The following is a 14567-nucleotide window of genomic DNA, read 5'->3' as shown; positions in this document are numbered from 1 at the left end:
GCAGCGTCGGCGCCGTCCGCCCCGCCAGCGCGTCCGGCCCGAGCCGGGCCAGCTCGGTCAGCCCGTCCGCGTCCACCAGCACCGGCACGTCGGCCGCCAGCGCCTCCGCGAGCGCCCGCCCGGCCCCCTCGCCGCCGCCCGGCCCGACCACCCAGGCCTGCACCCGCCCCGCCCCGGCCGGCCCGCCCTCGGTGACCAGCGCCTCCGGGAAGCGCCGCACCACCTCCTCGGCAGCCGTCCCCACGTACCGCACCGCGCCCGCGCCGCCGCGCAGCGCCCCGGCGACCGCCAGCAGCGCCGCCCCCGGGTAGCGCGCCGACCCGGCCGCCACCCCGACCACCCCGCGCCGGTACTTGTCGCTCTCCGCCCCCGGCACCGGCAGCAGTGCGGCCACGTCCGCGTGCTGCGGCGCCAGGACTTCCGCCGCCGGCAGCTCCAGCCCGATCCCCACCAACTGCACCGCCCCGGCGTACGAAGCCCCCGGATCGATCAGCAGCCCGGGCTTGTACGTGCCGAAGCAGACCGTCACGTCCGCCCGCAGCGCCACGCCCGCGACCTCGCCGGTGTCGGCGTCCACCCCGCTGGGCACGTCGACGGCCACCACCGCCCCGGACCGCACGGCCCGCGCGTACGGCTGGGCCTCCGGGCGCAGGCCGCCCTTCCCCCCGATGCCGACGATGCCGTCCAGCACCAGGTCCGCGCGCGAGAAGTCGGCCAGGCCGGCCTCCTGCTCCGCCACCACCCGCCCGCCGGCCGCCCGCAGCGCCGCGAGCCCGGCGGCGTGCGCCCGCGCCGGGGCGAGCAGCACCGCCGACACCCGCGCCCCGCGCCGTGCCAGCGCCGCACCCGCGTACAGTGCGTCACCCCCGTTGTCCCCGCTGCCCGCCAGCACCACCACCCGGCTGCCGTACACCCGCCCACGACGGCCGGTCAGCAGCCGCGCGCAGGTCGCGGCGAGCCCGACGGCGGCCCGCTGCATCAGCGTCCCTGCGGGAAGCCGGGCCATCGCCGCGGCCTCGGCGGCCCGGACGACTTCGACGCGATGGGCGTGACGCATGCGGGGACTCCTTCAGCGGTCGGCTACCGCCGACGCTAGGTCCTCTCGTCCGGATCACGCCAGGCGGCCGCCGCCGGAGCACGCACCTCGCCGGCTGGTCGTCGGCCGCCGACGGCCCCGGCCCGGCGGCCGGGAGGCGCCCCCACCGGTCCGGGCCGCCCGGCCTGCCCGCGCCGTTCGCGTTCACGCCCGACACGGCGCCCCTGCGCCGGCACGCAGCCACCGCAGGGGCACCGGGCGGACTACTCGACGGTGACCGACTTCGCGAGGTTGCGCGGCTGGTCGACCTCGTGGCCCTTGGCCGTGGCGAGCTCGCAGGCGAAGACCTGCAGCGGCACGGTGGAGACCAGCGGCTGCAGCAGGGTCGGCGTGACCGGGATGCGGATCAGGTGGTCGGCGTACGGGACGACCGCCTCGTCGCCCTCCTCCGCGATCACGATGGTCCGCGCACCGCGGGCCCGGATCTCCTGGATGTTGGAGACGATCTTGTCATGCAGGATCGAACGGCCGCGCGGCGACGGCACGACGACCACGACCGGCAGCCCCTCCTCGATCAGCGCAATGGGCCCGTGCTTCAGCTCGCCGGCCGCGAAGCCCTCGGCGTGCATGTAGGCGAGCTCCTTGAGCTTGAGCGCGCCCTCCAGGGCCACCGGGAAGCCGACGTGCCGGCCCAGGAACAGCACCGAGCGCGCGTCCGCCAGGGAGCGGGCCAGCTCGCGCACCGGCTCCATGGTCTCCAGCACCTGCTCGACCTGCTTCGGCGCGTCGCCGAGCTCCTTGATGACGGCGAGGATCTCGTCGCCCCACTTGGTGCCGCGCACCTGGCCCAGGTACAGCGCCACCAGGTAGCAGGCCACCAGCTGGGTCAGGAACGCCTTCGTGGAGGCGACGGCCACCTCGGGACCGGCGTGGGTGTACAGCACCGCGTCCGACTCGCGCGGGATGGTCGAGCCGTTGGTGTTGCAGATCGCCAGCACCTTGGCGCCCTGCTCGCGCGCGTGCCGCAGCGCCATCAGGGTGTCCATGGTCTCGCCGGACTGCGAGATGGCGATGACCAGCGTGCCCGGCCCCATGATCGGGTCGCGGTAGCGGAACTCGGAGGCGACCTCCACCTCGCACGGGATCCGGGTCCAGTGCTCGATCGCGTACTTGGCGATCATGCCCGCGTGGAAGGCGGTGCCGCAGGCCACGATGACGACCTTGTCGACCGAACGCAGGTCGGTGTCGGACATCCGCAGCTCGTCGAGGGTGAGCCGGCCGTCGGTGCCGATCCGGCCGAGCAGGGTGTCGGCGACGGCCTTCGGCTGCTCGGCGATCTCCTTGAGCATGAAGTAGTCGTAGCCGCCCTTCTCGGCGGCCGAGGCGTCCCAGTCCACGTGGTACTCGCGCACGTCGGCGGGGGTGCCGTCGAAGTTGGTCACCGTCACGCCGTCCCGGCGCAGCTCGACGACCTGGTCCTGGCCCAGCTCGACCGCCTCGCGGGTGTGCGCGATGAACGCGGCGACGTCGGAGGCGAGGAAGTTCTCGCCCTCGCCGCGCCCGACCACCAGCGGCGAGTTGCGACGGGCGCCGACCACCACGTCCGGGGCGTCGGCGTGCGCCGCGACCAGGGTGAAGGCGCCCTCCAGCCGGCGGCAGACCGCCCGCATGGCCTCCGCCAGGTCGCCCCGGAACTCCTCGCCGAGCAGGTGCGCGACGACCTCGGTGTCGGTCTCCGAGCGCAGCGTGTGGCCGCGCTCGGCCAGCTCGGCGCGGAGCTGGGCGAAGTTCTCGATGATGCCGTTGTGGACGACCGCCACCCGGGCGGCGTCGTCCAGGTGGGGGTGGGCGTTGGCGTCCGTCGGACCGCCGTGGGTGGCCCAGCGGGTGTGGCCGATGCCGGTGGTGCCGCCGGGAAGAGGGGTCTCGGCGAGCGACTTCTCCAGGTTCGCGAGCTTGCCGGCCCGCTTGTCGGTGGCGAGGCTCCACTGCCCGTCGGAGCCCTGCACCTGCACCGCGACACCGGCCGAGTCGTAACCCCGGTACTCCAGTCGCTGCAGGCCTGCGATTACTACGTCAAGGGCGGGCTGGGAGCCCACGTATCCAACAATTCCGCACATGCGTGCCAGCATAAGGGCGCCCCGTGCGCCCGTTTCGCACGGTTCGCCCGCGGGCCGTGACCGACACCACAACCACCCCGAACGGCGCTACGGCCCACAATGGAGCATGTGCTGACCGAACTCTGTACGCGGGGCGACACCACGCCCGGCCCTTCGCCGTCCCCCTACGTGGACCTCAGCCGGGCCGAGTGGAGCGCACTGCGCGAGCGTACGCCGCTGCCGCTGACCGCCGAGGAGGTGGAGCGGCTGCGCGGTCTCGGCACCGCCCTCGACCTCGACGAGGTCCGGGACGTCTACCTGCCGCTGTCGCGGCTGCTGAACCTCTACATCCACGCCACGCACGAGCTGCGCGGCGCGCTGGGCACCTTCCTGGACACCCCGGACACCGAGCGCACCCGCACGCCGTTCATCATCGGCGTGGCCGGCTCGGTCGCGGTCGGCAAGTCCACCACCGCCCGCCTGCTGCAGGCCCTGCTGGCCCGCTGGCCGGAGCACCCCCGGGTCGAGCTGGTCACCACCGACGGCTTCCTGCTGCCCAACGCCGAGCTGCGCCGGCGCGGCCTGATGGCCCGCAAGGGGTTCCCCGAGTCCTACGACCGCCGGGCGCTGATGCGCTTCGTCGCGGACGTGAAGGCCGGCAAGGAGCGGGTCACCGCGCCGGTCTACTCCCACCTGGTGTACGACATCGTGCCGGACCGCCGGCTCACCGTGGAGCGCCCGGACATCCTCATCGTCGAGGGCCTGAACGTGCTCCAGCCGGCCCTTCCCGGCACCGACGGCCGCACCCGCCTCGCGGTGGCCGACTACTTCGACTTCTCCATCTACGTCGACGCCCGCACCGACGACATCGAGAGCTGGTACCTGGACCGCTTCCGCAAGCTGCGGCAGACCGCCTTCCAGGACCCGAACTCCTACTTCCGCCGCTTCACGGAGGTGCCGGAGGAGGAGGCGATGGAGTACGGCCGCCAGGTCTGGCGCACCATCAACCGGCCCAACCTGCTGGAGAACGTGCTGCCGACCCGCGGCCGGGCCACCCTGATCCTGCAGAAGGGCGCGGACCACAAGGTCCGCCGCGCGCTGCTGCGCAAGCTCTGAGCGGACGACGGCAGGGCCCCCGCCGCGCGCGGGCGCGGCGGGGGCCCTGCCGTTGCGGGACCGGTCAGCCCAGGTAGGTGCGGACCGCGGTGGCCAGCGTCTGCGCGACGGACTGCGCCTGCACCTCGTCGGCCGCCTCGACCATCACCCGGACGAGCGGCTCGGTGCCCGAGGGGCGCAGCAGGACCCGGCCGGTGGCGCCCAGCTCGGCCTCGGCCGCCGAGACCGCGGCGGACAGCTCCACGCAGGTCGCGACCCGGGCCTTGTCGACGCCCTTGACGTTGATCAGCACCTGCGGCAGCCGGGTCATCACGGCGGCCAGGTCGGCCAGCGGCTGCTTGGTCGCCGCCAGCCGGGCACCCAGCATCAGGCCGGTCAGCGTGCCGTCGCCGGTGGTCGCGTGGTCCAGCAGGATGACGTGGCCGGACTGCTCGCCGCCCAGCGCGAAGCCGTGCTCCTTCATCGCCTCCAGCACGTACCGGTCGCCGACGGCGGTCTCCACGAGCTCGACGCCCTCGCGCTCCATGGCCAGCTTGAAGCCCAGGTTGGACATCACGGTGGCGACCGCGGTGTTGCGGCGCAGCGTGCCGGCCTCCTTCATGGCGACGGCCAGGATCGCGATGATCTGGTCGCCGTCGACCTCGTTGCCGTCCGCGTCGGCGGCCAGGCAGCGGTCGGCGTCGCCGTCCAGCGCGATGCCGAGGTCGGCCGCGTGCTCGCGCATGGCGACGCGCAGCCGGTCCAGGTGGGTGGAGCCGACGCCGTCGTTGATGTTGAGGCCGGTGGGCTCGGCGCCCAGGGTGTGCACGACCTCGGCGCCGGCCCGGGCGAAGGCCTCGGGGGCGACGTACGCGGCCGCGCCGTGCGCGCCGTCGATGACGACCCGGATGCCGTCCAGGCGGTTGGGCAGCACGCCGATGAGGTGGGCGACGTACTTGTCGAAGCCCTCGGTGTACTCCCGGACCCGGCCGACGGCCGCGCCGGTCGGGCGGTTCCACTCCTCGCCGCCCGCCGCGTGCTTGTGGTAGTGGGCCTCGATGGCGTCCTCGATCCGGTCGTCCAGCTTGTGGCCGCCGCGGGCGAGGAACTTGATGCCGTTGTCCGGCATGGCGTTGTGGCTGGCGGAGAGCATCACGCCGAAGTCGGCGCCGAGCGCGCCGGTGAGGTACGCCACCGCCGGGGTGGGCAGCACACCGACCCGCAGGACGTCGACACCCGCGCTGGCCAGGCCGGCGATGACCGCGGCCTCCAGGAACTCGCCCGAGGCGCGCGGATCGCGGCCGACCACCGCGACCGGCCGGTGACCGTCGAAGGCCCCCGCCTCGCCGAGCACGTGCGCCGCCGCGACGGACAGGCCGAGCGCCAGCTCCGCCGTCAGTCCCTCGTTGGCCACACCGCGTACGCCGTCCGTACCGAAGAGTCGTCCCACTGTCCCGTCCTCCATCGCCGCAATGCCTTGCAGTGAATCCGATCGAATCCCCGGGCTCCGCACAATGGCCGGGGAACACGACGCCCCGGAGTACACGGGGTACTCCGGGGCGTGTAGAGCGCATCCAGGGGCGTGCACCACCAGGGCGGTACGCACCCCCGGGGGCGCAATTAGCGCTTGCTGTACTGCGGCGCCTTGCGGGCCTTCTTCAGACCGGCCTTCTTGCGCTCGACGGCGCGGGCGTCACGGGTCAGGAAGCCGGCCTTCTTGAGGGCGCCGCGGTTGTTGTCCACGTCGGCCTCGTTCAGGGCACGGGCCACGCCGAGGCGCAGCGCGTAGGCCTGGCCGGACACGCCGCCGCCGGTGATGCGGGCGACGACGTCGTAACGGCCGTCCAGCTCCAGGAGCTTGAAGGGCTCGTTCACGGTCTGCTGGTGCACCTTGTTGGGGAAGTAGTTCTCCAGGGTGCGACCGTTGATCTTCCACTGCCCGGTGCCCGGGACGATGCGCACGCGGGCGATCGCCTCCTTGCGACGGCCGAGGCCGGCGCCGGGGACGGCCTCGCCGAAGCGGCCAGCCAGGGACTCGGAGGTGTAGCTCTCCTCGGAGGTGTACTCGCCCTCGACGACGGTCTCGTCGAAGTCGACCTCAAGGGTTTCGGTGGTCTCGGCCACGGTGTTCCTCAGCTCTTTTCAGTGATGGGGGGCTTGGTGGCCGGAATTACTGCGCGACCTGGGTGATCTCGAACGGCACCGGCTGCTGGGCAGCGTGCGGGTGCTGGTCGCCCGAGTAGACCTTCAGCTTCGAGAGCATCTGACGGCCCAGGCTGTTCTTGGGGATCATGCCCTTGATGGCCTTCTCGACGGCCTTCTCCGGGTTGTTGGCCAGGAGGTCGTCGTAGCGGACCGAGCGGAGACCGCCCGGGAACCCGCTGTGGCGGTACGCCAGCTTCTGGGTCTTCTTGTTACCCGACAGGTGCACCTTGTCCGCGTTGATGATGATGACGAAGTCACCAGTGTCAACGTGCGGCGCGTAGATCGCCTTGTGCTTGCCCCGGAGGAGGTTGGCGGCCTGGGAGGCCAGGCGGCCGAGCACGACGTCGGTCGCGTCGATGACGTGCCACTGACGCTGGACGTCGCCGGGCTTGGGGCTGTACGTACGCACGGTCGTAGCCTTCGCTTTTCAGTGAGTGAGTCCTGACAGGAGCACCTGGAGGAGGGATCAGCCTGGCCGCCTTGGACGCAATTCAAGGGGGAGCCGCTGGTCGTCGACCCGATGTCTCCGGCGTACCGACCTCTCACGTGAGATAGAGCGAGCCAATACGCACATCAAGCGCCCAGGTTACCGGCAGGCGAGGGGAGGGTCAAAATTCCTCAGCGATCCCGCTCGACCCGGGTGACGTCCCAGACCGGCTCGGCCGACTCGTAGACCCGCCCGTCGGCGCCGAACACCAGGAACCGGTCGAAGGTCTTCGCGAACCAGCGGTCGTGGGTGACGCACATCACCGTGCCGTCGAAGGCCTCCAGACCGGCCTGCAGCGCCTCGGCGCTCTCCAGGTCCAGGTTGTCGGTCGGCTCGTCGAGCAGCAGCGCGGTGACGCCGGAGAGCTCCAGTTTGAGGATCATCAGCCGGGCCTGCTGGCCGCCGGAGAGCGACTCGAACTTCTGCTCCTCCTGCCGGTCCAGCTCGTAGCGGCGCAGCGCGCCCATCGCGGCGCCGCGGCTGAGCGCGTGCTCCTCCTCGACGATCGAGCGCACGGTGCGGCCGAGCAGCTCGGGGTGGGCGTGGGTCTGCCGGAAGTGACCGGGCACCACGCGGGCGCCGAGCTTCCAGCTGCCGGTGTGCGCGACCGTGTCGTCGCCGGAGAGCAGCCGCAGCAGGTGCGACTTGCCGGCGCCGTTGGCACCGAGCACACCGATCCGCTCGCCGTAGAAGACCTCCAGGTCGAAGGGCTGCATCAGGCCGGTGAGCTCCAGCCGCTCCATGGTGAAGGCGCGCACCCCGGTGCGCCCGCCCTTGAGCCGCATGGTGATGTTCTGCTCGCGCGGCGGCGCCTCCGGCGGGCCGGCGTCCTCGAACTTCTTGAGCCTGGTCTGCGCGGCCGCGTACCGGGAGGCCATCTCGTGGCTCACCGCGGCGGCCTGGCGCAGGGTGACCACCAGCTTCTTGAGCTTGGCGTGCTCCTCGTCCCAGCGCCGGCGCAGCTCCTCGAACCGCTCGAAGCGGGCCTTGCGGGCCTCGTGGAAGGTGTCGAAGCCGCCGCCGTGCACCCAGACGCTGGAACCGGCCGCGCCGGACTCGACGCTGATGATCTTCTCGGCGGTGCGGGAGAGCAGCTCGCGGTCGTGCGAGATGAACAGCACCGTCTTCGAGGTGGCCTTGACGGCCTCCTCCAGCCAGCGCTTGCCCGGGACGTCCAGGTAGTTGTCCGGCTCGTCGAGGAGCAGCACCTCCTCGGGGCCGCGCAGCAGCGCCTCCAGGACGAGCCGCTTCTGCTCGCCGCCGGAGAGCGTGTTCAGGCCGCGCCACTGGGCCTTGTCGAAGGGTACGCCGAGGGCCGCCATGGTGCAGACGTCCCAGTCGGTCTCGTAGTCGTAGCCGCCGACGTCGGCCCAGTCGGAGAGCGCCTGGGCGTAGGCCATCTGCGTCTTCTCGTCGTCCTGGGCGATCATCGCCAGCTCGGCGGCGTCGACCGCGCGGGCCGCCTTGGCGATCCGCTCGGGGGCGACCGAGACCAGCAGGTCACGGACCGAGGCGTCGGCGGGCAGCGGGCCGGGGCCGGACTGCTCGTCGCCGGGCCGGCGCTGCTCCTCGCGGCCGGTGGTGCCGACGAACTGGCGCATCACGCCGAGTCCGCCGCTGATCGTCACCGAGCCGCCGTGCGGCTGGAGGTCGCCCGCGATCATGCGCAGCAGCGTCGTCTTCCCGGCGCCGTTGGCCCCGACCAGCGCGACCGCCGCGCCCTCCCCCACCCGGAAGGAAGCGTCGTCGAACAGCACCCGCCCGTCCGGCAGGTAGTACTCCAGGTGCGAAATCTCGACGTGTCCCATGGAGCCGATTGTCCCAAGGCGCCGCCCCGGACCAAAACCGATTAATCGACGGCCGGCTCCACGGCGCCGGCGGGGGCGGCGGCGCCCGGCAGGGTGCGCATCCGGCGGGCGGCCCGGCTGCGCTCGGCGAGCAGGTCGTCCGCCGGGTAGCCGACCTCCTCCAGGGTCAGCCCGTAGGGCCGGATCACGTTGACGGCGGAGTTGCGCACGCCGCCGGCCAGCACCTCGCCGGGGAACTCCACCGGGCGGTGCCCGTCGCCGACCAGCAGCATCGCGCCGACCAGCGCCCGCACCATGTTGTGGCAGAAGGCGTCGGCCCGGACGGTGGCGACCGCCAGCGAGCCCTCCTGGGCGGCGTAGGCGTCCACCGGCACCCGGTCCCAGCGCAGCTCCAGCAGGGTGCGGATGGTGGTCGCGCCCTCGCGCTTCTTGCAGTACGCGGCGAAGTCGTGCTCGCCGAGCAGCAGCCGCGCGGCGGCGTTCATCTTCTCCAGGTCCAGCGGCCGGTCGTGCCAGAGCACGTGGCCGCGCAGCAGCGGGTCGACGCCGCCGGGGTGGTCGGCGACCCGGTAGGCATAACGGCGCCAGACGGCCGAGAAGCGGGCGTCGAAGCCGGCCGGGGCCTCGGCCGCCCGGTAGATCCGGACGTCGCCGGGCAGCCGCCCGGCCAGCCGGCGGAGCAGCTTCTCGCCGTGCTGGGCCCAGAGTCCGTCCGGCAGGTCGACGTGGGCGACCTGGCCGCGGGCGTGCACCCCGGCGTCGGTGCGCCCGGCCACGGTGAGCGGGAAGAGCTCGGAGCTGCGGGTGACGACCTGAAGGGCGGTCTCGATCTCCTCCTGGACCGTGCGGCGGCCGCCCTTCTGGCGGGCCCAGCCCGAGAAGTCGGCGCCGTGGTAGGCGAGGTCGAGCCGGATCCGGACGTACCCGTCGGCCGGACCGTCCTTGACCGGCGGCCGCTCGGCGCAATCGTTGAGCACTGCTCTCCACTCCCTGGACATGAGGAACGGGCCCGCTCCCCCACGGATGGGGAAGCGGGCCCGTGACACACCTCGTGGTGTCAGGCCTGCTCGGCGGCCTCGGCCTCGTCGGCCTTGGTCTCGGTGGCCTCGACCTTGGCGTCGGCCTCCTTGACGGCACGCTTGGTGGCGGCCTCGGCCTCGCCGACGGCGGTCTGCGCGACGGTCAGCGCCTCGACCAGCTCGATCACGGCCATCGGGGCGTTGTCGCCACGACGGGGACCGATCTTGGTGATGCGGGTGTAGCCACCCGGGCGGTTCTCGTAGCGCGGCGCGATCTCGGTGAAGAGGGTGTGCAGCACCGACACGTCGGTGATGGTCTTGCGCACCAGGCGACGGTTGTGGATATCGCCCTTCTTCGCCTTGGTGATCAGCTTCTCCGCCAGCGGGCGCAGGCGGCGGGCCTTGGCCTCGGTGGTGGTGATGCGGCCGTACTGGAACAGCTCACGGGCCAGACCGGCGAGCAGCAGGGGCTCGTGGTGCGGGCCGCCGCCGAGGCGGGCACCCTTGGTGGGACGCGGCATGGAATTACTCCTCGAATCTCCGACTGCGGCCGTACCAGGTACCGCAGCGGGCGTACGGGCACGGTGCCCGTACGGCTTTCACGACGACGGGGGCGGTTCCGGGGAACCGCCCCCGTGGTCAAGTCTCTCAGTACTGCTCGGTCTCCGCGTAACCCGCGTCGTCCAGGTCGTCGGCGCCGAAGGCGTCGGCGGCGGCGGTCGGGTCGAACCCGGGCGGGCTGTCCTTGAGGGCCAGGCCCATGCCGGCCAGCTTCGCCTTGACCTCGTCGATCGACTTCGCACCGAAGTTGCGGATGTCGAGCAGGTCGGCCTCGGAGCGGGCGACGAGCTCACCCACGGTGTGGATGCCCTCGCGCTTGAGGCAGTTGTAGGAGCGGACGGTGAGCTCCAGCTCCTCGATCGGCAGCGCCAGGTCGGCGGCCAGGGCGGCGTCCGTCGGGGACGGGCCCATGTCGATGCCCTCGGCGTCGATGTTCAGCTCGCGGGCGAGGCCGAACAGCTCCACCAGGGTCTTGCCGGCCGAGGCCATGGCGTCGCGCGGACGCATGGCGGGCTTGGTCTCGACGTCGACGATCAGCTTGTCGAAGTCGGTCCGCTGCTCGACACGGGTGGCCTCGACCTTGTAGGTGACCTTCAGCACGGGGCTGTAGATCGAGTCGACCGGGATGCGGCCGATCTCCTGGCCGGACGCCTTGTTCTGGACGGCGGAGACGTAGCCGCGACCGCGCTCGACGGTCAGCTCCATCTCCAGCTTGCCCTTGCCGTTCAGGGTGGCGAGGACGAGCTCGGGGTTGTGCACCTCGACACCGGCCGGCGGCGCGATGTCGGCGGCGGTGACCACACCCGGGCCCTGCTTGCGCAGGTACATCACGACCGGCTCGTCGTGCTCCGAGGAGACGACCAGCTGCTTGATGTTGAGGATGAGGTCGGTGACGTCCTCCTTGACGCCCGGCACGGTGGTGAACTCGTGCAGGACGCCGTCGATGCGGATGCTGGTGACAGCGGCACCCGGGATCGACGACAGGAGCGTGCGGCGCAGGGAGTTGCCGAGGGTGTAGCCGAAGCCCGGCTCCAGCGGCTCGATCACGAACCGCGAGCGGAACTCGTCGACGACCTCTTCGGTCAGCGAGGGACGCTGAGCGATAAGCATGGGGAAGAATCCTCCGGTTGTCTTCGGCACCCACTATTTGATGCCGACAGGACCAAGCGTACGGGCTCCCGCGAGAAACGGGAGCCCGTACGAGGTGTGAAGCAGAACCCGCGTGCCCGAAGGCGCTGCGTCAGACGCGGCGGCGCTTCGGCGGCCGGCAGCCGTTGTGCGGGGTGGGGGTGACGTCCTGGATCGAGCCGACCTCCAGGCCGGTGGCCTGGAGCGAACGGATCGCGGTCTCGCGGCCGGAGCCCGGACCCTTCACGAAGACGTCGACCTTGCGCATGCCGTGCTCCTGCGCGCGACGGGCAGCGGCCTCAGCGGCCATCTGCGCGGCGAACGGGGTGGACTTGCGCGAGCCCTTGAAGCCGACGTGGCCGGCGGAGGCCCAGGAGATCACGTTGCCCGACGGGTCGGTGATCGAAACGATGGTGTTGTTGAACGTGCTCTTGATGTGCGCGTGGCCGTGAGCGACGTTCTTCTTTTCCTTGCGGCGGATCTTCTTCGCGCCGGCAGCCTGACGACCCTTGGGGGGCATAAGTCTGTTCTCCTACTGAGGTGGTCGGTCCGCTGACCCGCGGGCCGGAGGGATGTCCGGTGACGGGACGGACTACTTCTTGCCCGGCTTCTTCTTACCGGCGATCGCGCGACGCGGGCCCTTGCGGGTACGCGCGTTGGTGTGGGTGCGCTGACCGCGGACCGGCAGGCCGCGGCGGTGACGCAGACCCTCGTAGCAGCCGATCTCGACCTTGCGGCGGATGTCGGCGGCCACCTCGCGGCGGAGGTCACCCTCGACCGTGAAGTTGGCGTCGATGTACTGGCTCAGCTTGACCAGGTCTTCCTCGGCGATGTCGCGAACGCGGACATCCGGGTTGACGCCGGTCTCGGCGAGGGTCTGCTGGGCGCGGGTACGGCCGATGCCGTACACGTAGGTGAGGGCGATCTCGATCCGCTTCTCACGGGGGAGATCAACGCCGGCGAGGCGTGCCATTCATGGCTCCTGTGGTTCTTCAGAGGTCTGGCGTGCCACCTACTCCGACACCTCACGGTGAGGGAGCCCCGGCCTCTGACCGGGGGCGGCAGTCCGTCCTTGGGACGGATCGGGTGGCCCGCTTATGACGTTTTCGCGTCGCGCGAAGTACTACGAGAAATGCTGGGGAGAGATCAGCCCTGGCGCTGCTTGTGGCGCAGGTTGTCGCAGATCACCATGACCCGGCCGTGACGGCGGATCACCTTGCACTTGTCGCAGATCTTCTTGACGCTCGGCTTGACCTTCATCGTTCAGGTTCTCCGGGTCTAGATCTGACGTTCTTACTTGTAGCGGTAGACGATCCGGCCGCGCGTGAGGTCGTAGGGGCTGAGCTCCACCACGACCCGGTCGTCCGGCAGGATGCGGATGTAGTGCATGCGCATCTTGCCACTGATGTGCGCGAGGACCTTGTGACCGTTCTGCAGCTCGACCTTGAACATCGCGTTCGGAAGAGACTCGATCACGGTGCCCTCGATCTCAATGGCGCCTTGCTTCTTAGCCATGAACTGCGAGATCCACCTTCCGGGACCGGCTACCGTATGCGGAACGCTCGTGCGAACCTGGGTCCACCCCGACCCCGACGAGGGGGAAGAGGGCGTGCTGGAGCACGCTACGAGTGAGCCGACGGTCCATCCTACGCCAGGGCGAAGGATGGACCAAAACGGGGGTACCCGATCAGCGGGCGGCCGGCGCGGCGAGCGGCTCGACGTGGGCGGTGCAGGCCGAGCAGCGGCGGGCGGCCTCGGGGATCTCGGTCAGGCACTCGGGGCAGGGGCGCTTCGGGGTCTTCGGCTTCTTCGGCATGTAGCGGGCGGTGGCCTTGGTCACCGGCAGCACGACGCAGAAGTAGAGCACGGCCGCGGTCATCAGGAACGCGATCAGCACGTTGAGGAACTGCCCGTACGGGAAGGTCACGCCGGCGATCGTCGCCTTGTAGGAGCCGAAGTCGCCCGCGGCTCCGACCACCACACCCACCAGCGGGGTGAGGAAGGCGGAGACGAAGCCGGTGACCACCGCGGTGAACGCGGCGCCGATCACCACACCGACCGCCATGTCGACCACGTTGCCGCGCATCATGAAGTCGCGGAATCCCTTGAGCACTGCTCTCTCCTGCCGATCGAAGCCACTACCGGCGCATAAAAATAGGACAAAAGCCCTGGAAGTCCAAACCTCCAGGGCCCTGATCCCTTGTCAGCAGCGGAAGTTGGCTGCTCCGGGGGGTTTCCGCGGTACTACGCCAGCGGGTCCGGCGCGGCCGTCACACCCAGCTTGGCCAGCATCTCCCGGCCGCCGTCGAAGGCGGTCAGCACGACCGGACCCTGCTCGGTGACGGCCACCGAGTGCTCCCAGTGCGAGGCCCAGGTGCCGTCGTTGGTCACGACGGTCCAGTCGTCCTCCAGCACGGTGGTGTGCGGGGTGCCCAGCGACACCATGGGCTCGATGGCCAGCACGGTGCCGGGGATCAGCTTCGGGCCCTTGCCGCGGCCGCGCTCGACGTAGTTCAGCACGTGCGGCTCCATGTGCATCGCGGTGCCGATGCCGTGGCCGCCGTAGCCCTCGGTGATGCCCCACTTGCCCTTGGGCGGCAGCGGCTGGCGGCGGATGAAGCCCTCGATCGCCTTGGAGACGTCGACCAGGCGGTTGCCCTTCTTCATCTGGGCGATGCCGGCCCACATCGAGCCCTCGGTGACCCGGCTCAGCATCTCCACCTCCGGGGCGACCTCGCCGACCGCGACGGTGATCGCCGCGTCGCCGTGCCAGCCGTCCAGGATCGCGCCGCAGTCGATCGAGATGAGGTCGCCCTCCTGCAGCACCCGCTCCCCGGGGATGCCGTGGACGACCTCGTTGTTCACCGAGGCGCAGATCACGCCCGGGAACCAGAGGCCGCCGTGGTGGGCCCGGAAGTTCGAGGTGGCGCCGTGGTCGGTGATGACCTTGTCGGCGATGTCGTTGAGCTCCTGGGTGGTGATTCCCGGGGCGACCGCCTCGCGGCACGCCTTGAGCGCCTCGGCGACGACCAGCCCGGCCGCTCGCATCTTCGCGATCTGCTCGGGGGTCTTGATCTCCACCATCTGGTCACGCCTTCCTTGGGTTCCCGCCCGGTCCTTGCCGCGCGG

General features: G+C 71.2%; 16 protein-coding genes. 1 reads left to right on the top strand and 15 read right to left on the bottom strand.

Annotated elements, in window-relative coordinates:
• Positions 1–1057: NAD(P)H-hydrate epimerase (locus ACFXAM_RS18065; RefSeq protein ID WP_380292264.1), on the bottom strand; the 1057-nt coding region annotated here is incomplete at its 3' end.
• Positions 1058–1299: 242 nt separating this feature from the next.
• On the bottom strand, positions 1300–3156 hold the full coding sequence (gene glmS / locus ACFXAM_RS18060) for a glutamine--fructose-6-phosphate transaminase (isomerizing) (protein ID WP_380292262.1): 1857 nt from the start codon (positions 3154–3156) through the stop codon (positions 1300–1302).
• Positions 3157–3255: 99 nt separating this feature from the next.
• Between glmS and coaA the strand changes: the two genes are divergently transcribed.
• A complete protein-coding gene (coaA, locus tag ACFXAM_RS18055) occupies positions 3256–4251 on the top strand; it encodes a type I pantothenate kinase (protein WP_380292260.1) in 996 nt (331 codons plus the stop codon).
• Between the two features lie 64 nt (positions 4252–4315).
• Here the strand turns inward: coaA and glmM are convergent, their stop codons facing one another.
• From glmM to map, 13 genes are all read right to left on the bottom strand, one after another.
• Positions 4316–5680 (bottom strand): phosphoglucosamine mutase, encoded by a 1365-nt coding sequence (glmM, locus tag ACFXAM_RS18050; RefSeq protein ID WP_380292258.1) that lies wholly within the window; start codon positions 5678–5680, stop codon positions 4316–4318.
• A 170-nt stretch (positions 5681–5850) separates the two neighbouring features.
• Entirely contained in the window at positions 5851–6354 is a 504-nt protein-coding gene (gene rpsI / locus ACFXAM_RS18045) for a 30S ribosomal protein S9 (protein ID WP_030300426.1), read from the bottom strand.
• Between the two features lie 46 nt (positions 6355–6400).
• The gene (gene rplM / locus ACFXAM_RS18040) at positions 6401–6844 is read right to left on the bottom strand and encodes a 50S ribosomal protein L13 (protein ID WP_030055846.1); all 444 of its coding nucleotides are present in this window, start codon (positions 6842–6844) and stop codon (positions 6401–6403) included.
• Positions 6845–7053: 209 nt separating this feature from the next.
• Positions 7054–8730, bottom strand: coding sequence for an ABC-F family ATP-binding cassette domain-containing protein (locus ACFXAM_RS18035; RefSeq protein WP_380292256.1), 1677 nt, complete (start codon positions 8728–8730; stop codon positions 7054–7056).
• A gap of 41 nt (positions 8731–8771) precedes the next feature.
• Positions 8772–9707, bottom strand: a complete 936-nt coding sequence (truA, locus tag ACFXAM_RS18030; RefSeq protein ID WP_380292254.1) for a tRNA pseudouridine(38-40) synthase TruA — start codon at positions 9705–9707, stop codon at positions 8772–8774.
• 80 nt (positions 9708–9787) lie between these two features.
• Positions 9788–10270, bottom strand: coding sequence for a 50S ribosomal protein L17 (gene rplQ / locus ACFXAM_RS18025; protein WP_380292252.1), 483 nt, complete (start codon positions 10268–10270; stop codon positions 9788–9790).
• 127 nt (positions 10271–10397) lie between these two features.
• Entirely contained in the window at positions 10398–11420 is a 1023-nt protein-coding gene (locus ACFXAM_RS18020; protein WP_030055844.1) for a DNA-directed RNA polymerase subunit alpha, read from the bottom strand.
• 130 nt (positions 11421–11550) lie between these two features.
• The gene (gene rpsK / locus ACFXAM_RS18015) at positions 11551–11958 is read right to left on the bottom strand and encodes a 30S ribosomal protein S11 (RefSeq protein WP_014136257.1); all 408 of its coding nucleotides are present in this window, start codon (positions 11956–11958) and stop codon (positions 11551–11553) included.
• A gap of 72 nt (positions 11959–12030) precedes the next feature.
• Positions 12031–12411, bottom strand: a complete 381-nt coding sequence (gene rpsM / locus ACFXAM_RS18010) for a 30S ribosomal protein S13 (RefSeq protein ID WP_344338008.1) — start codon at positions 12409–12411, stop codon at positions 12031–12033.
• 173 nt (positions 12412–12584) lie between these two features.
• Positions 12585–12698 carry a 50S ribosomal protein L36 gene (rpmJ, locus tag ACFXAM_RS18005; RefSeq protein ID WP_003956441.1) on the bottom strand — a complete coding sequence of 38 codons (114 nt, stop codon included), beginning with the start codon at positions 12696–12698 and terminating at the stop codon, positions 12585–12587.
• A gap of 33 nt (positions 12699–12731) precedes the next feature.
• On the bottom strand, positions 12732–12953 hold the full coding sequence (infA, locus tag ACFXAM_RS18000) for a translation initiation factor IF-1 (protein ID WP_003956442.1): 222 nt from the start codon (positions 12951–12953) through the stop codon (positions 12732–12734).
• A 172-nt stretch (positions 12954–13125) separates the two neighbouring features.
• On the bottom strand, positions 13126–13551 hold the full coding sequence (mscL, locus tag ACFXAM_RS17995; RefSeq protein ID WP_355358394.1) for a large conductance mechanosensitive channel protein MscL: 426 nt from the start codon (positions 13549–13551) through the stop codon (positions 13126–13128).
• A gap of 131 nt (positions 13552–13682) precedes the next feature.
• Entirely contained in the window at positions 13683–14522 is an 840-nt protein-coding gene (gene map / locus ACFXAM_RS17990; protein ID WP_380292249.1) for a type I methionyl aminopeptidase, read from the bottom strand.
• Positions 14523–14567 lie beyond the last annotated feature (45 nt).

The sequence above is a fragment of the Kitasatospora sp. NPDC059462 genome, assembly GCF_042749955.1.
In the GTDB taxonomy this organism is placed as follows: domain Bacteria; phylum Actinomycetota; class Actinomycetes; order Streptomycetales; family Streptomycetaceae; genus Kitasatospora.
Note: the sequence above shows the minus strand (reverse complement) of the source record. Positions and strands in the feature narration are given on the sequence as shown.